16 protein-coding genes are annotated in these 15,400 nt (G+C 73.9%); 7 read left to right on the top strand and 9 right to left on the bottom strand.

The window, feature by feature from the left end; translation table 11 throughout:
* Positions 1–175 precede the first annotated feature (175 nt).
* Positions 176–871, bottom strand: coding sequence for an ArsR/SmtB family transcription factor (locus IE180_RS29955; protein WP_190160091.1), 696 nt, complete (start codon positions 869–871; stop codon positions 176–178).
* Between the two features lie 18 nt (positions 872–889).
* On the bottom strand, positions 890–1,573 hold the full coding sequence (locus IE180_RS29950) for a TetR/AcrR family transcriptional regulator (RefSeq protein WP_190160090.1): 684 nt from the start codon (positions 1,571–1,573) through the stop codon (positions 890–892).
* A gap of 61 nt (positions 1,574–1,634) precedes the next feature.
* On the opposite strand from IE180_RS29950, the gene IE180_RS29945 reads away from it, so the two are divergent.
* The 3 genes from IE180_RS29945 (at position 1,635) to IE180_RS29935 (ending at position 3,838) form a co-directional block, all read left to right on the top strand.
* On the top strand, positions 1,635–2,786 hold the full coding sequence (locus tag IE180_RS29945; protein WP_190160089.1) for an acyl-CoA dehydrogenase family protein: 1,152 nt from the start codon (positions 1,635–1,637) through the stop codon (positions 2,784–2,786).
* Positions 2,787–2,847: 61 nt separating this feature from the next.
* On the top strand, positions 2,848–3,135 hold the full coding sequence (locus IE180_RS29940) for a YiaA/YiaB family inner membrane protein (protein ID WP_190160088.1): 288 nt from the start codon (positions 2,848–2,850) through the stop codon (positions 3,133–3,135).
* Between the two features lie 76 nt (positions 3,136–3,211).
* Positions 3,212–3,838 (top strand): TetR/AcrR family transcriptional regulator, encoded by a 627-nt coding sequence (locus IE180_RS29935; protein ID WP_190160087.1) that lies wholly within the window; start codon positions 3,212–3,214, stop codon positions 3,836–3,838.
* On the opposite strand, the gene IE180_RS29930 is transcribed toward IE180_RS29935, so the two are convergent.
* Positions 3,829–4,290, bottom strand: a complete 462-nt coding sequence (locus IE180_RS29930; protein ID WP_190160086.1) for a MaoC family dehydratase — start codon at positions 4,288–4,290, stop codon at positions 3,829–3,831. The two genes, IE180_RS29935 and IE180_RS29930, sit on opposite strands and share 10 nt — an antisense overlap.
* Positions 4,291–4,410: 120 nt before the next feature.
* On the opposite strand from IE180_RS29930, the gene soxR reads away from it, so the two are divergent.
* Positions 4,411–4,887, top strand: coding sequence for a redox-sensitive transcriptional activator SoxR (gene soxR / locus IE180_RS29925; protein ID WP_190160085.1), 477 nt, complete (start codon positions 4,411–4,413; stop codon positions 4,885–4,887).
* A gap of 474 nt (positions 4,888–5,361) precedes the next feature.
* Here the strand turns inward: soxR and IE180_RS29920 are convergent, their stop codons facing one another.
* From IE180_RS29920 to IE180_RS29905, 4 genes are all read right to left on the bottom strand, one after another.
* Entirely contained in the window at positions 5,362–5,958 is a 597-nt protein-coding gene (locus IE180_RS29920; RefSeq protein WP_190160084.1) for a hypothetical protein, read from the bottom strand.
* Between the two features lie 124 nt (positions 5,959–6,082).
* Entirely contained in the window at positions 6,083–7,267 is a 1,185-nt protein-coding gene (locus IE180_RS29915; RefSeq protein ID WP_190160185.1) for an alpha/beta hydrolase family protein, read from the bottom strand.
* Between the two features lie 126 nt (positions 7,268–7,393).
* Complete coding sequence (locus IE180_RS29910; protein WP_190160083.1) at positions 7,394–8,731, bottom strand: erythromycin esterase family protein; 1,338 nt, start codon at positions 8,729–8,731, stop codon at positions 7,394–7,396.
* A 77-nt stretch (positions 8,732–8,808) separates the two neighbouring features.
* Complete coding sequence (locus tag IE180_RS29905; RefSeq protein WP_190160082.1) at positions 8,809–10,101, bottom strand: exo-beta-N-acetylmuramidase NamZ family protein; 1,293 nt, start codon at positions 10,099–10,101, stop codon at positions 8,809–8,811.
* 154 nt (positions 10,102–10,255) lie between these two features.
* On the opposite strand from IE180_RS29905, the gene IE180_RS29900 reads away from it, so the two are divergent.
* The gene (locus tag IE180_RS29900) at positions 10,256–11,038 is read left to right on the top strand and encodes an SDR family oxidoreductase (RefSeq protein WP_190160081.1); all 783 of its coding nucleotides are present in this window, start codon (positions 10,256–10,258) and stop codon (positions 11,036–11,038) included.
* A 77-nt stretch (positions 11,039–11,115) separates the two neighbouring features.
* A complete protein-coding gene (locus IE180_RS29895) occupies positions 11,116–11,709 on the top strand; it encodes a TetR/AcrR family transcriptional regulator (RefSeq protein ID WP_190160080.1) in 594 nt (197 codons plus the stop codon).
* A gap of 8 nt (positions 11,710–11,717) precedes the next feature.
* On the opposite strand, the gene IE180_RS29890 is transcribed toward IE180_RS29895, so the two are convergent.
* Complete coding sequence (locus tag IE180_RS29890) at positions 11,718–12,932, bottom strand: acyl-CoA dehydrogenase family protein (RefSeq protein ID WP_190160079.1); 1,215 nt, start codon at positions 12,930–12,932, stop codon at positions 11,718–11,720.
* 6 nt (positions 12,933–12,938) lie between these two features.
* Positions 12,939–13,961, bottom strand: a complete 1,023-nt coding sequence (locus IE180_RS29885; RefSeq protein WP_190160078.1) for a phosphotransferase family protein — start codon at positions 13,959–13,961, stop codon at positions 12,939–12,941.
* A 130-nt stretch (positions 13,962–14,091) separates the two neighbouring features.
* Here IE180_RS29885 and IE180_RS29880 point away from each other — a divergent pair, with 130 nt between their 5' ends.
* A complete protein-coding gene (locus IE180_RS29880; RefSeq protein ID WP_190160077.1) occupies positions 14,092–15,357 on the top strand; it encodes an enolase C-terminal domain-like protein in 1,266 nt (421 codons plus the stop codon).
* Positions 15,358–15,400: the final 43 nt, after the last annotated feature.

The raw sequence follows: 15,400 nt of genomic DNA, 5'->3' as shown, positions 1-15,400 counted from the left end.
CGCCGGCCCGGCCCGGTCTGCCCGTGGCCGGCCCGGCCCGCTCGGCCGCGTCCGGCCCGGCCCGGCGCTCCGGCCCGGCCCGCTCGACCGGATCCGACCTGGTCCAGGCCCCCTCGGCCCCGTACGCCCCGCCCTTCCCCGACCCGACCCGCCCCGCTCGGCGAAGCCGTCCCGCTCAGCGCAGGGCCGTCGTCGGGATGCCGAGGACGGTCCACAGGGCCGTCTCGCCCGCCGGCGTCACCCTCACCGCCCGCTCGGACCCGATCCGCACGCACCACCCGGCGTCGAACGCGTGCCGGCACAGCGCGGCGCCCGCGAGCCCCGCGAGGTGCGGGCGGCGCTCGGTCCAGTCGAGGCAGCCGCGCGCGACGGGCCGCCGCCCCTTCCGCGCGAGGGGGACGCCCTGCTCGTCGAACCAGGCCAGGCCCCGGTCCGTGAGCGCGAACCCGGTGTCCTGGCGCAGCAGTCCGCGCTCCGTCATCGCATCGGTGATCGCGATGCCGAGCCGTCCCGCCAGGTGGTCGTAGCAGGTCCGGCCGCGCGCCATCGCCCGCCCGGCGCTCGCGGCGCGCAGCGAGCGCGGAGGCGCGGGCACCTCGGGCTCGGACCGGGCGGCCAGGTCCTCCACGAGGTGGGCGATCCCGGGATCGGCGAGGCGCACGTACCGGTGCCTGCCCTGCCGTTCCTCCGAGAGCACCCCGCCCGCCACCAGCTTCCCGAGGTGCTCGCTGGCGGTGGACGGCGCCACCCCGGCGTGCCGGGCGAGCTCCCCGGCGGTCCAGGCCCGCCCGTCGAGCAGGGCGAGCAGGAACGCGGCGCGGCTCTCGTCCGCGAAGAGCGCCGCGAGGGCGGCGAGGTCACTGGCTGCCATGGGGCAAGCCTGCCGCACTCACGCTTCGGCGGTGGCCGAACCGTGCGGTGCCCCGGCCGGGATCGCCTCGTACTGCAGCCGCAGGCCGTCGAGCAGTGCCCGCAGGCCCGTCTCGAAAGCGCCCTCGTCGACCTTCTGGCGGCGCTCCGCGAGGAGGTGGGCCTGGCCGAGGTGGGGGTAGTCGGCCGGGTCGTAGGCCGTCTCGTCGTCGACGAAGCCGCGGGCGAAGGAGCCGAGGGCGGAGCCGGTGACGAAGTACCGCATCAGCGCGCCGATGGAGGTGGCCTGGGCCGGGGGCCAGCCCGCCCGGACCATGGCGCCGAAGACGGCGTCGGCGACCTTCAGGCCCGCCGGGCGGCGGCCCGGGCCCTGGGCGAGGACGGGGACGATGTGCGGGTGGTCGGCGAGGGCGGCGCGGTAGGAGACCGCCCAGTCGTGCAGCGCCGTCCCCCAGTCCCGGCCGTCGTCCGCCGCGAACATCGACAGGTCGACCTTCGCGCTCACCGCGTCCGCGACCGCGTCGAGGATCTCGTCCTTCGTGCGGAAGTGGTTGTAGAGGGAGGGCCCGCTCACGCCGAGTTCGGCGGCGAGCCGCCGGGTGGAGAGCGCCGCGAGGCCCTCCGCGTCCACGAGCGCGCCCGCCGTCTCGACGATGCGTTCTCGGCTGAGCAGGGGCTTGCGCGGTCGGGCCATGGCGCACATAGTAGGCCCGCACCAGAAAAACTAGCAGTGGTAATTAAATGGCCGAGTGGGGTGGCACCGCATGAATCTGGAACTGAGCGAGGAGCAGGAGGCCGTACGGCGGCTCGCCGAGGACTTCGTCGCGCGCGAGGTCACCCCGCACGCCGCCGCGTGGGACCGCGCCGAGCAGGTGGACCGCGCCGTCGTGAAGAAGCTCGGCGCCGTCGGCTTCCTCGGGCTCACCCTCCCGGAGGAGTACGGCGGTTCGGGCGGCGACCACCTCGCGTACTGCCTCGTCACCGAGGAGCTGGGGCGCGGCGACTCCTCCGTGCGCGGCATCGTCTCCGTCTCCCTCGGTCTGGTCGCCAAGACGATCGCCTCCTGGGGCACCGAGGAGCAGAAGCGGGAGTGGCTGCCCCGGCTCGCCGCCGGCGAGGCGCTCGGCTGCTTCGGCCTCACCGAGCCGGGCACCGGCTCCGACGCCGGGAACCTGGCCACCCGGGCCGTGCGGGACGGCGACGCGTACGTCGTCAACGGCGGCAAGATGTTCATCACCAACGGCACCTGGGCCGACGTCGTGCTGCTCTTCGCCCGCACGAACGACACGCCCGGCCACAAGGGCGTCTCCGCCTTCCTCGTCCCCGCCGACACCCCCGGCCTCACCCGCCGCCCCGTCCACGGCAAGCTCGGCCTGCGCGGCCAGGCCACCGCCGAGCTGGTCCTGGAGGACGTCCGCGTCCCGGCGGACGCCATGCTGGGCCCCGAGGGCAAGGGCTTCGCCGTCGCCATGTCCGCCCTCGCCAAGGGGCGCATGTCGGTCGCCGCCGGCTGCGTCGGCATCGCGCAGGCCGCCCTCGACGCGGCCGTGCGGTACGCCGGGGAGCGCGAGCAGTTCGGCAAGCCCATCGCCTCGTACCAGCTGGTCCAGGAACTCCTCAGCGACATCGCCGTCGACGTGGACGCCGCCCGGCTGCTCACCTGGCGGGTCGCCGACCTGATCGACCGGGGCCGGGACTTCGCCACCGCCGCCTCCAAGGCCAAGCTGTACGCCTCCGAGGCCGCCGTCCGCGCCGCGAACAACGCCCTCCAGGTCTTCGGCGGCTACGGCTACATCGACGAGTACCCGGTCGGGAAGCTGGTGCGCGACGCCCGCGTCATGACCCTCTACGAGGGCACCAGCCAGATCCAGAAGCTCATCATCGGCCGGGCGCTGACGGGGGTCTCGGCCTTCTGAGTACGTCGCTGAGTACGCGGACGGATGTGGCGCCGACCACATCCGTCCGATGCTGTGCGGCATGAGCGACACACCGGTCAAGCAGCAGAACACCGCCGCCTACTCCATGCAGGCCGTGATCTCCTTCGGGATCGCGATCGCCGCCGTGGCCATCGGCGTCTACCGGCTCGACGCCAGTGCCTGGGTCCGGGCCTTCCTCGCGATCTCGGTCCTCTACCTCACGACCTCGGCCTTCACCCTCGCCAAGGTCGTCCGCGACCGCCAGGAGGCCGGCCAGATCGTCAGCCGGGTCGACCAGGCCCGCCTGGAGAAGCTCCTCGCCGAGCACGACCCCTTCCAGAAGCTCTGAGCGCCCGAGGATCTAAGCGCTTGCTCACCCTCGTTGTATGGTGTTCGTCCTGACGGGGACCGAGAAGGAGTGTGGGATGAGCGCGGCGGAGGAGACGCCCGGGGGCGAGGACGTGCCCTGGGACGAGGTCACGCCCGAGGCGGCCCGGCGGCTGCTCGTGGCCGCCGTCGAGGCGTTCGCCGAGCGCGGTTACCACGCCACCACCACCCGGGACATCGCGGGCCGCGCCGGGATGAGCCCCGCCGCGCTCTACATCCACTACAAGACCAAGGAAGAGCTGCTCCACCGGATCAGCCGCATCGGCCACGACAAGGCCCTGGAGATCCTCCGGGCCGCGGCCGACGGCGACGGCACCGCCGCCGAGCGGCTCGCCGACGCCGTCCGCTCCTTCGTCCGCTGGCACGCCGAGCGCCACACGACCGCGCGCGTCGTCCAGTACGAGCTCGACGCGCTCGGCCCCGAACACCGCGCCGAGATCATCGAGCTGCGCCGCGAGTCCGACGCGACCGTCCGCCGGATCCTCGAAGAGGGCGCGGCGGCGGGCGAGTTCGACGTGCTCGACGTGTCCGGCACCGCGGTCGCCGTGCTCTCCCTCTGCATCGACGTCTCGCGCTGGTTCAACACGCAGGGCCGCCGGACGGCCGACGAGATCGGCGTGCTCTACGCCGACCTCGTCCTCAGGATGGTCGGCGTTCAGAAGTAGTAGCGGGAGACCGACTCGGCCACGCAGACCGGCTTCTCGGAGCCCTCGCGCTCCACGGTCACCGCCGCCGTCACCTGCACGCCGCCGCCCGCCTCCTCGACCTTCGTCAGGACCGCGGTGGCGCGCAGGCGCGAGCCGACCGGGACGGGGGCGGGGAAGCGCACCTTCTCCGTCCCGTAGTTGAGGCCCATCTTCATGCCCTCGACCCGCAGCACCTGCGGGACGAACAGCGGAAGGAGGGACAGCGTCAGGTAGCCGTGCGCGATGGTCGTGCCGAAGGGGCCGGTCGCGGCGCGCTCCGGGTCCACGTGGATCCACTGGTGGTCCCCGGTCGCCTCCGCGAAGAGGTCGATCCGCTTCTGGTCGACCTCCAGCCAGTCGCTGTGCCCCAGCTGCTCGCCCACTCCCGCGCGCAGCTCCTCGGCGGAGGTGAAGATCCTCGGCTCGGCCATGTGTCCTCGTCCCTTCTGGTACGGCATACCCATTGGTCGGTATCTAAGCGCTTGCTCAGCATGTGGGGTGCGGGGGCCGCTGTCAACGGCCGCCGCCGACGCACCAGTAGGGTTCCCCGAGTGCCGCATATTCCAGAGAAGCTCCACGAACTCACCGTCGGCCAGCTCTCCGCCCGCAGCGGGGCCGCCGTCTCCGCCCTGCACTTCTACGAGGCGAAAGGGCTCATCAGAAGCCGCCGCACCAGCGGGAACCAGCGCCGCTACGGCCGCGACACGCTCCGCAGGGTGGCCTTCGTCCGGGCCGCGCAACGGGTCGGGATCCCCCTGGCCACCATCCGGGAGGCACTGGCCCAGCTCCCCGAGGAGCGCACGCCCACGAACGAGGACTGGGCCCGGCTCTCCGCGGCCTGGCGCACCGAACTCGACGAGCGCATCAAACAGCTCGGCCGGCTCCGTGACCACCTGACGGACTGCATCGGGTGCGGGTGCCTCTCCCTGGAGACCTGCGTCCTGTCCAACCCCGACGACCGCTTCGGCGAACGGATGGCGGGCTCCCGCCTCCTGCCGGTGCACCGCGCCCCGGACCCCGGCCCCTGACCCGCCGCCCCTCCCAGACACCCCGCCGCGCGGAGCCCGCACCCTGCGGGGCGATGCCCCTTCCGCACCCTCCCGTGTGGGCAATCGTCCCGCTGGGCGGGACGGGTGGGCACACGGGACGGCGCGCCCAGCGGCGCCTCCGCGTTCCGGGCCTGAACCCGCACCACGTCGTGCGGCGCACGTTCCGGTGCGGGTCCGGGCGCGGGAGCCTCGGGCGCCGTTCCGTTGTGCCCACCCTCCCCCGAGCTCTCGGCTTCGCTCGAGCAGGGGGACCCCCTTCGCCCCAGCGGAACGACCGCCCACAACGGCGGGGGCGCAGCCCACAACGGGGGGGGCACCGCCCGGCGGGCGCGGCCCGCAAGGGGCGGGTGGACGGCGCCCCGTGGAACGGCTGACCGCGGCGGGACGGCTACCCGGTGGGGGAGCGGCGAAGCCCCGGCCCGTACGAGGCGGTGCGTCCCGCCCGAGAGGTCCTCACGCCGCCGAGGCCAGCGGACACCGACGGCCGGCACGCGCCCGAGCCAGCGCCCCCGACGTCAGGGCCGCGCGCGGAACGCCCACCCCGCAGTCGCCGCACACCGGCCCGAGCCCCGGCCCCTCCCAGGCGATCCGCGGCCCCGCGCACACCGGGCACGCCTCGCCCGGCCCCTGCTCCAGTGCGCCGATCAGCCGTCGCAGCACCTCCGGCAGCGGGTCCGAGGGGTGCACCGCCGGGTCCTCGCAGCGGACCACGCCGTTCCCGCCCCAGACCCGCCGGTGCCAGTCGTCGAGCGTGCCGAGCCCGCGCAGTCCCTCCTGCTTCTCGCGCCGCCGCCGGGCGGCGAACCGCTCCTCGTACGCGAGCCACACGGCCCGCGCCTCCTCCAGTTCGTCGAGCGCGGCCACGAGCCGCCCCGGGTCGAGCTCCCGGTCCTCGGGACCGAACCTGTGCCTGCGGCACAGGTGGTCCCAGGTCGCGCGGTGCCCGTAGGGCGCGAACCTCTCCAGACACTTGCGCAGCGAGTACCTGCGCAGCGCCGTGTCGCACCCCGGATCGCGCACCTGTCTCGCGAGACTCCGGAAACCGGCCATCCCTCGCCACCTCCGTCGCTGGTCCTTCGGCGATATCAGAGGGACGAACGGGAGCCCCGCCGTGTTCCATCGAAAATCCGATGGGAGCCATCACGGGAGCCGTCGGCGGGGCGGAAGGGACGGTTCACCGGCCCGTCCGGGAGGCCGAGACCACCACCCGGGCCAGCTCGGGACGGCAGATGTCGCTGTGCGAGCGGACCGCCTCGGCCGCGTCCACGCTCACGCACCCCGAGCCCGGGACCCCTTCGCGCAGGACTTCCGCGAGCGTCCGTTCCACCGTTCCCGGCACCGCCTGCACGCCGTCGTGCCCGATCGCGCCCCAGCGCGGGTCGTCCGTGCCGAGCAGCGACTCGGAGTCGTTCGCGAGCCGGGACGCCAGCGGGTACATCACCCCGAGGGCCCTGTCGTGCCGCGAGTAGCAGGCGACCACCGGCCCCCGGACCCGGTGCTGGAGGTCCCGCAGCGAGCCGGACCGCCCCGGGTCGTGCGGCAGCCGTCCGGCGAAGGCGTAGTGCGAGAAGGCGCCCTGAAGGAGCGTCACGGAGGCGACCGGCCGGGCCCCGGCGGGCAGCCCGCGCAGCGCGTACGCGACGAGCCGGGCGCCCATGCTGTGGCCCACGAGGTGGACCCGGAGTCCGGGGGCGGCCCGCGCGACCTCGCCGAGCAGCGCGCCGAGCCCGTGCTCGCCGACCTGCCCGGCCCGCTTCTTCATCACGTAGTACGTGGCCTGCCGCAGCGCCTCCCTGGCCCCCTTCCAGTAGCGCCTCGGACCTTCGCCGAAGAAGCCCTCCGGCGGGACGGGGCCGTCGACGCCCTCCAGGGCCCCGGTGAACAGGGCGCACACCGCGACCGGGTCCGCGACCAGGAACTCCGGCACCCGCTCCGGGGCGGGGGCCTCCGCGTCCACGTCCGCCAGTTCCCGCAGCAGCGCCCCGAACTCGGCGAACGCCGCCTCCTCGGGCGGCGCGGCGGCGAGGAGTTCCGTGAGCCGCCCGATGACCGGCTCCTTCTCCGGGAGGACCGTCACGAGCGCCCGGTAGTCGGGCACCGGCTCGTCCGAGAACATCATCGAGGGCCAGATCACTCCCGCGTACCCCACCTCCACCCCGGGCGCGAGCAGCCCGGGGAAGGGGGCGAAGAAGTCGGAGCACAGGCGGGTGGCGCCGGACGGCGAGCTGTTCCACCCGTGGGCGAGGACCACCAGGTCGCCGACCCCCTGACGCGCCAGCGCGGCCAGCTCCGAGGCCTGGCCCGGTGGCCCGTCGCCGTCCTCGTCGAAGGTGATCTCCCGGTACGGCTCCACACTCATCCCGGTCACGGCCAGACCGTCCCTCCACGTCGAGGGGGCCGCAGCGCCGAGTGCGCCCCGTGCGCGGGCGGCGGCTCCTCGGCCAGCATGCCCGCGCACGGCCCCGCTCAGACGTGCGACGGCGCGTCAGCGCAGCCGGGCCGCCGAGATCCTGGGGAAGTGGATCAGCAGGTCGTAGGTGGCGGAGAGCGGCATCGCCACCGTCGCGCCCGGCCAGGGGTACGCCGTCCCGACCTGCCGGACCGGCCGGGGCGCGGCCAGCCAGTCGCGCGCTGCCGGAGTCGTACGCCGCATGTCCAGGTAGAACGGGGCGGACGCGACCCGGTCCAGGGTGTGGGCGCTGCTGTCGGGACCGAGCGGGGCGACGGTGAAGGCGCGGATCGGCTCGCCGGGGGCCTCGGTGTCGTGCGCGTTGAAGGAGCCCTGTCCGAAGGAGGTGCCCACGCTCACGTAGTCCCGGCCGAGGGCGTCCCGCAGGAAGGCGCCCTGGGTCCGGGGGTACTGGTCCGGCGTCGGCGTCTCGTAGCCGACGTGGGCGTTGTGCGCGGAGAGCACCATCCGGTCGCCGGTCCGCCGCTGCCACCACACGGTGTTCTCGGCCATGACCCGGTCGCGGTGGAGCATCGCGGCGGCGACCCCTTCCGGAGTCGTCAGGTCGTGCGCGTACTCGGTGCCGACCTGGGCGATCGCGCGCGCGTGCTGCACCGCCCAGAGGCGCGCCTCCCGCGCCCCGGGGCCCTTGCCGGGGTCCTGCCGCTCCAGGAGGGCGAGGGCGCGGTTCGCATCGCCGGCCATCAGCTGCCGCTCGGCGAGCGGCCGGACCAGGTACCCCTTCATCCAGGCCTCCACCGGGCCGGTGGGCCGGGAGTCCCGGTACAGCTCCCGGAAGCGGGGGAGGAGTCCGGGGTGGACGCGGGCGACGTACGAGGTGACGGCGTCGAAGAGGTTCTGGCCGGCGTAGCCGAGGTCGTTGCCCATGAAGCGGACCTGGTGCCCGGGGTGGCGCCGGTTGTGCTCGCGCATCCAGAGGAGGAGGTCGAGGTACTCCTCGGTGTTCCAGAGCCGGTACGACTCCTGGAACTCGTCCCGCATGATCGCCCGGATGTCGCCCCGGCCGGTGCGGACCCACTCGTCGACGAGGAGGCCGGTGGACCAGTTGGCCTCCAGGGCGAAGGTGGTGAACCCCCGGGCCTCCACCAGGTGTTCGAAGACGCGGTGTTTGGTGGTGAAGAACTCCGCGGAGCTGTGGGTGGCCTCGCCGAGGCCGACGACCTTGGCCGAGCCGACCATCCGGTCGAGGGGGCGCAGGTCGGTCAGGGGCCGGGCGGAGCGGGCGAGCTCCCGCGCGGGGCCGGGGGCGGCGGGAGCGGCGCCGGCGACGGGGGCGAGGGTGCCCAGGCAGGCGGCGAGGAGGAGTCCGACGAGCGGCAGGCGGTGCGGACGGCGTCGTAAGGAGAGGTTCATGGGGCACGAGTGTGGTCGGCGGGGCGCCCGGCGGACATCCCGCCCGCACCCGTACCGCACGGGGGGCCACCCCTCCCTCAGCGGTACAGCAGGTACTCCTCGCGCACCGTCCGGAAGGCCTCCAGGTCCGCTTCCCAGGCGCCGGTGACCTCGTCCAGGTCCGCGCCGGCGTCGATCAGGGTCCGCACCCGGGCCGATCCCGTCAGCCTGTCGATCCAGTGGTCCGCCCGCCAGGCGAAGCCGGACCAGGAGGCGCGGGCCGTGACCAGGAGCCCGATGCCCGTCCGTACCGGATCGAAGGACTCGCGGTCGTGGACGTGCAGTTGCACCCCGCCCGCGGTCCTCCCCTGGAACTTGGAGAAGGTCGGGGCGAAGTACGCCTCGCGGAAACGGACTCCGGGGAGGGCGAGGGCGTTCGCCGCCTCCGCCCACCGCCGGTCGACGCCCTCGGCGCCGAGGAGTTCGAAGGGCCGGGTGGTGCCCCGTCCCTCGGAGAGGTTCGTGCCCTCGAAGAGGCACGTGCCGGAGTAGACGAGCGCGGTCTCCGGCGTCGGCATGTTCGGGCTGGGCGGCACCCACGGCAGTCCGGTCGCGTCGAAGAACTCCGTCCGCCGCCACCCCGTCATCCGTACGGTCTCCAGGGCGAGGGGCGCGGCCAGGAACTCGCCGTCGAAGAGCTTCGCCAGTTCCGCCACCGTCATGCCGTGCGCCTGCGCGATCGGCTCCCTTCCGACGAAGGTGGCGAAGGCCCGGTCCAGGACGGGGCCGAGGGCCGCCCGTCCGGTCACCGGGTTCGGCCGGTCCAGGACCACGAACCGCTTCCCGGCGAGGGCGGCGGCCGCCATGCAGTCGTACAGCGTCCAGATGTACGTGTAGAAGCGGGCGCCGACGTCCTGGATGTCGAAGACGACGGTGTCCACCCCGGAGGCGGTGAAGACGTCCGCCAGCGGCTGCCCGCTCTTCAGGTAGGTGTCGTAGACGGGCAGCCCGGTCGCCGGATCGTCGTACCGCCCTTCGGAGCCGCCCGCCTGGGCGGTGCCCCGGAAGCCGTGCTCGGGGCCGAAGACGGCGACCAGGTCCACCCGCTCGTCGGCGTGCATCACGTCCACGATGTGGCGGGCGTCCGGGGTGACGCCGGTCGGGTTGGTGACGACGCCGATCCGTTCGCCCGCGAGGAGCGCGTACCCGTCGGCCGCGAGCCGCTCGAAGCCGGTCCGCACGCGGCCGTGACCGGAGGCGGTGGGGCCGGAGGCGGTGGGGCCGGGCGCGGTGGGGGCGGACGCGGCGGAGGCGTTCACGGCCGTGGAGCCGGCCGCCGCCGCCCCGAGGGCGCCTCCGGCGGCCAGCAGACTCCGACGCGACAGGTTCATGCGGGCCTCCTCGCCGGTGACATGACCACGCACGCTAGCGCTCCTGGCGGCCCCGGGGAACGAGGCGTGCGGAACGGGTCTTCCGCCGCTTCATACCGACCGGTTAGTCTGTCCCGGTCTTCCCCGCGCGCCGTCACAGCCGAGAGGTGGGTCCATGACCGCGGACACGAACGAACTCCAGGGCGCCGGCGTCGTCGTCACCGGCGCGGGCGGCGGCATCGGCGCCGCCCTCGCCCGCCGCTTCGCGGCCGAGGGCGCCCGCGTCGTCGTCAACGACCTCGACCCCGGGCGCACCAAGGCCGTCGCCGAGGAGATCGGCGCCGTCCCTGTCCCGGGCGACGCCTCCGCCGTCGTCGACGAGGCCCGCGAGGCCCTCGGCGGCACCGTCGACGTCTGGTGCGCCAACGCCGGACTCTCCTCGCCCGGTGACGCCTTCGCGGACGAGGCCGTCTGGGCCGCCGCCTGGGACGTCAACGTCATGGCCCACGTCCGCGCGGCCCGCGCCCTCCTCCCGGAGTGGCTGGAGCGCGGCCGCGGCCGCTTCGTCTCCACCGTCTCCGCCGCCGGACTGCTCACCATGATCGGCGCGGCGCCGTACAGCGTCTCCAAGCACGGCGCGTACGCCTTCGCCGAATGGCTCTCCCTCACCTACCGCCACCGCGGTCTGAAGGTCCACGCGATCTGCCCGCAGGGCGTCCGTACGGACATGCTCACCGCCGCCGGATCCGCCGGCGAGCTCGTCCTCGCCCCCACCGCCATCGAGCCCGAGGACGTCGCCGACGCCCTCCTCGACGCCGTCGCCGCCGACCGCTTCCTCGTCCTGCCCCACCCCGAGGTCGCCGGCTACTACCGCAACCGCGCCACCGACCCCGAGCGGTGGCTCGGCACGATGAACCACGTCCAGCGGACCTGGGAGACGGGCACCCGTCGTCCGTAGTCCCGGCGGATGGGAAGATCTAGCGGCGGGAAAGCGTTCCCGTGACCGGAAACGATCATCGAGGAAGGCGGCGGAGCATGGCCAGGACGACGGAAGGGAGCGGCGTCCCCGTTCCCCAGAGGCTCCTCGCCGCCGCCACCCGGCTCTTCGCCGAGCGGGGCTACGACCGCACCTCGGTCCAGGAGATCGTCGAGGCCGCCGGGGTCACCAAGGGCGCGCTCTACCACTACTTCGGCTCCAAGGAGGACCTCCTCCAGGAGGTCTACTCCCGGGTCCTGCGCCTCCAGCAGGAGCGGCTCGACGCCTACGCGGACGCCGACGCGCCCGTCGAGGACCGGCTGCGCGACGCCGCCGCGGACGTCGTCGTCACCACCATCGAGAACCTCGACGACGCGTCCATCTTCTTCCGCTCCATGCACCACCTGAGCCCCGAGAAGCACAAGCAGGTGCGGGCCGAGCGGCGCCGCTACCACGAGCGCTTCCGGGCCCTGATCGAGGAGGGCCAGCGGACGGGCGTCTTCTCCTCCGCCACGCCCGCCGACCTCGTCGTCGACTACCACTTCGGCTCCGTGCACCACCTCTCCACGTGGTACCGCCCGGACGGCCCCCTCACCCCGCAGCAGGTCGCCGACCACCTCGCCGGCCTCCTGCTGCGGGCCCTCCGTCCGTAAGCCGCCCCTCACAGGTACTTCTTCAGCTCCCGGCGCGCCAGCGACCGCTGGTGCACCTCGTCCGGGCCGTCCGCCAGCTTCAGCGTCCGGGCCGCCGTCCACAGTTCGGCCAGCGGGAAGTCCTGCGAGACGCCGCCCGCCCCGTGCGCCTGCACGGCCTTGTCGATGATGTCGACGACCGCGCGCGGGGTCGCGATCTTGATGGCCTGGATCTCGGTGTGCGCGCCCTGGTTGCCGACGGTGTCCATGAGCCAGGCCGTCTTGAGGACGAGCAGCCGCAGCTGCTCGATGGTGACCCGGGCGTCGGCGATCCAGTTCTGCACCACGCCCTGCTGGGCGAGTGTCTTGCCGAAGGCGGTACGGGAGACGGCGCGCCGGCACATCAGCTCGACCGCCCGCTCCGCCATGCCGATGAGCCGCATGCAGTGGTGGATGCGGCCGGGGCCGAGCCGGGCCTGCGCGATGGCGAAGCCGCCGCCCTCCTCGCCGATGATGTTCGAGGCCGGGACCCGGACCCCGTCGAAGACCACCTCGGCGTGGCCGCCGTGGGAGTGGTCCTCGTACCCGTACACCCGCATCGCGCGCCGGACCTCGACGCCCGGGGCGTCGCGCGGCACGAGGATCATCGACTGCCGGCGGCGGACGTCCGGGCCGTCGGGGTCGGTCTTGCCCATGACGATGAAGATCCTGCAGTCCGGGTTCATCGCCCCGGAGATGTACCACTTGCGTCCGTCGACGACGTACGAGTCGCCGTCCCGCCGGATCCGGGTCTCGATGTTGGTCGCGTCGGAGGAGGCGACCTCGGGCTCGGTCATCGCGAAGGCCGAGCGGATCTCGCCGGCGAGGAGCGGCTCCAGCCACTGCTTCTTCTGCGCCTCGTCGCCGAACTGGGCGAGCACCTCCATGTTCCCGGTGTCCGGGGCGGCGCAGTTGAGGGCGGTCGGGGCGAGGTGCGGGCTGCGGCCGGTGATCTCGGCGAGCGGCGCGTACTGGAGGTTGGTGAGGCCGGCGCCGTACTCCCCGTCGGGGAGGAAGAGGTTCCAGAGTCCCTGCCGCCGGGCCTCCGCCTTGAGCTCCTCCACGACCGGCGGGGTGTCCCAGGGGGAGGCGAGCCGGGCGCGCTGCTCCTCGGCGACGGCCTCGGCGGGGTGGACGTGCTCGTCCATGAAGGCGAGGAGCTTCGCCCGCAGTTCCTCGGTGCGGGCGTCGTACGCGAAGTCCATGACGGATCAGCCTTCCTGAAGGGTGGTGAGGCCGTGCTCGATGAAGACGGGGACGAGTTCGCCGATGCGGTCGAAGCCGGCGCCGACCGTCTGTCCGAGGGTCCACCGGTAGTGGATGCCCTCCAGGATCACGGCGAGCTTGAACCAGGCGAAGGCCGTGTACCAGGCGAGCCCGGAGGTGTCGCGGCCCGAGCGGGCCGCGTAGCGCTCGACCAGCTCGGCCGCGCTCGGATGCCCGGCGGCGGTGGCGGTCGTGGAGATGGGGGAGCCCGGCAGGTCGAGCGGGGTGCTGTACATGACGAGGAGGCCGAGGTCGGTGAGGGGGTCGCCGAGGGTGGACATCTCCCAGTCGAGGACGGCGCGGATCCGGTCGTCCCCGTCGACGAGGACGTTGTCGAGCCGGTAGTCGCCGTGGATCACGGTCGGCGGGGGCGAGGCGGGCAGCGCGCGCCCGAGGGCGGCGTGCAGCTCGTCGATCCCGGGCAGTTCGCGGCCGCGCGAGGCGTCGAGCTGCTTGCCCCAGCGGCGCAGCTGCCGGTCGAGGAAGCCGTCCGGGCGGCCGAAGTCGCCGAGCCCCGCGGTCTCGGGGTCGACGGCGTGCAGGTCGACGAGGGTGTCGACCAGGCCCAGGACGGTGGCGCGGGTGCGCTCGGGGCCGAGCGCGGCGAGCTCGCGGGCCGAGCGGTACGGCGTCCCGTCGACGAAGTCCATGACGTAGAACGGCGCGCCGAGCACCGATTCGTCCTCGCAGAGGAGGACCGTCCCGGGGACGGGCACGTCCGTCGCCCCCAGGGCGCTGATGACGCGGTGCTCGCGCCGCATGTCGTGGGCGGTGGCGAGGACGTGGCCGAGCGGGGGGCGGCGGACCACCCAGCGGCCGGTGCCGTCGCTCACGGCGTACGTCAGGTTCGACCGGCCGCCCTCGATCAGCCGGGCCTCCAGGGGGCCGGAGAGCAGCCCGGGCCGCTCGCGGTCGAGGAAGCGGCGCAGCCGCTCGGGGTCGAGTCCTGGTGGCGGGGCGGAACTCATGGATGCGTACCTCCGTGTCGGCTTCGTCGGGCTCATGATGACCGACCAGTCGGTATGTCGTCCAGAGGGGGCCGCGGGGAACGGCGTCCGCGCCCTGGTGGCCAGTCGCGTCCGTGCATAGGGTTCACATGTGGATGCGAAGCTGATCGTCGACGAGGTCCGGCTCACCCCGATCCTCGTCTCCGACCCGCCCCTCCTCAACACCCAGGGCGTCCACCAGCCCCATACGCCCCGGCTCGTGGTCGAAGTGGTCACCAGGGGAGGGGTGAGCGGACTCGGGGAGACCTACGGCGACGGCGTCCACCTGGACGTCGCCCGGCCGCTGGCCGAGGCACTGCCGGGCCGACCGGTCACGGATGTGAACGGCCTCTTCGCGTTGGCGGAGGAGGCGGGGGACGTCCCGCGCCACGGGACGGACCCCGGGGTCGACGCGAGCGGCCTGCGCGGGGTCCGCACCGCCGACAAGCTCCGCCTCTCCGTCGTCTCCGCCTTCGAGACCGCCTGCCTCGACGCCCTCGGCAGGACCCTCGGCCTGCCCGTCCACGCCCTCCTCGGCGGCAAGGTCCGCGACGAGGTCGAGTACAGCGCGTACCTCTTCCACAAGTGGGCCGGCACGGACGACTGGGGCGAGGCCCTCGACCCCGCCGGCATCGTCGCCCAGGCCCGCCGCTTCGACCGCGCGTACGGCTTCCGCTCCTTCAAGCTCAAGGGCGGGGTGTTCGAGCCCGCCCGGGAGATCGCCGCGATCCGGGCGCTCGCCGACGCCTTCCCCGGCCGCCCGCTCCGCCTCGACCCCAACGGCGCCTGGACCGTGAGGACCTCGCTCGCCGTCGCCCGCGCACTGAAGGACGTCCTCGAGTACCTGGAGGACCCGGCGAGCGGCACCGCCGCCATGGCCGAGATCGCCGCCCGCACGGACGTCCCGCTCGCCACCAACATGTGCGTGACGACCTTCGAGGAGATCCCGGAGGCCTTCGCCGCCGGCGCGGTACGGATCGTCCTCTGCGACCACCACTACTGGGGCGGACTCCACCGCACCCGCGAACTGGCCGCGCTCTGCCGGACGTACGGCGTCGGGCTCTCCATGCACTCCAACACCCACCTGGGCATCAGCCTCGCCGCCATGACCCAGGTCGCCGCCACGCTGCCCGGCCTCCGCCACGCCTGCGACACCCACTACCCGTGGCAGACGGAGGACGTCGTCACCCCCCGCCCCGTCTTCCGGGCGGGCCGGCTCACGGTCTCCGACGCACCGGGCCTCGGCGTCGACCTGGACCGAGAGGCGCTCGCGACCCTGCACCGCCGCTGGCTCGCCGACGACGGCACGCTCAGGAACCGGGACGACGCGGCGGCGATGCGCAGGATCCACCCGAACTGGACCCCGACCCGCTGGTAGCGCCTCGCGCGGACGCGCCGCCGGGCGGTGCCCCCGCCCGCGT

Source organism: Streptomyces litmocidini (assembly GCF_014649755.1).
GTDB classification, from domain to species: Bacteria; Actinomycetota; Actinomycetes; order Streptomycetales; family Streptomycetaceae; genus Streptomyces; species Streptomyces litmocidini.
Note: the sequence above shows the minus strand (reverse complement) of the source record. Positions and strands in the feature narration are given on the sequence as shown.

Excerpts from the sequence above, each read along its gene's own strand:
- IE180_RS29945 (WP_190160089.1), top strand. The coding sequence starts at position 1,635 with ATGAATCTGGAACTGAGCGAGGAGCAGGAGGCCGTACGGCGGCTCGCC.
- IE180_RS29940 (WP_190160088.1), top strand. The coding sequence starts at position 2,848 with ATGAGCGACACACCGGTCAAGCAGCAGAACACCGCCGCCTACTCCATG.
- IE180_RS29900 (WP_190160081.1), top strand. The coding sequence starts at position 10,256 with ATGACCGCGGACACGAACGAACTCCAGGGCGCCGGCGTCGTCGTCACC.
- IE180_RS29915 (WP_190160185.1), bottom strand. The coding sequence starts at position 7,267 with ATGAGTGTGGAGCCGTACCGGGAGATCACCTTCGACGAGGACGGCGAC.
- IE180_RS29910 (WP_190160083.1), bottom strand. The coding sequence starts at position 8,731 with ATGAACCTCTCCTTACGACGCCGTCCGCACCGCCTGCCGCTCGTCGGA.
- IE180_RS29885 (WP_190160078.1), bottom strand. The coding sequence starts at position 13,961 with ATGAGTTCCGCCCCGCCACCAGGACTCGACCCCGAGCGGCTGCGCCGC.
- IE180_RS29895 (WP_190160080.1), top strand. The coding sequence starts at position 11,116 with ATGGCCAGGACGACGGAAGGGAGCGGCGTCCCCGTTCCCCAGAGGCTC.
- IE180_RS29955 (WP_190160091.1), bottom strand. The coding sequence starts at position 871 with ATGGCAGCCAGTGACCTCGCCGCCCTCGCGGCGCTCTTCGCGGACGAG.
- IE180_RS29920 (WP_190160084.1), bottom strand. The coding sequence starts at position 5,958 with ATGGCCGGTTTCCGGAGTCTCGCGAGACAGGTGCGCGATCCGGGGTGC.
- IE180_RS29905 (WP_190160082.1), bottom strand. The coding sequence starts at position 10,101 with ATGAACCTGTCGCGTCGGAGTCTGCTGGCCGCCGGAGGCGCCCTCGGG.
- IE180_RS29950 (WP_190160090.1), bottom strand. The coding sequence starts at position 1,573 with ATGTGCGCCATGGCCCGACCGCGCAAGCCCCTGCTCAGCCGAGAACGC.
- IE180_RS29935 (WP_190160087.1), top strand. The coding sequence starts at position 3,212 with ATGAGCGCGGCGGAGGAGACGCCCGGGGGCGAGGACGTGCCCTGGGAC.
- IE180_RS29890 (WP_190160079.1), bottom strand. The coding sequence starts at position 12,932 with ATGGACTTCGCGTACGACGCCCGCACCGAGGAACTGCGGGCGAAGCTC.
- IE180_RS29930 (WP_190160086.1), bottom strand. The coding sequence starts at position 4,290 with ATGGCCGAGCCGAGGATCTTCACCTCCGCCGAGGAGCTGCGCGCGGGA.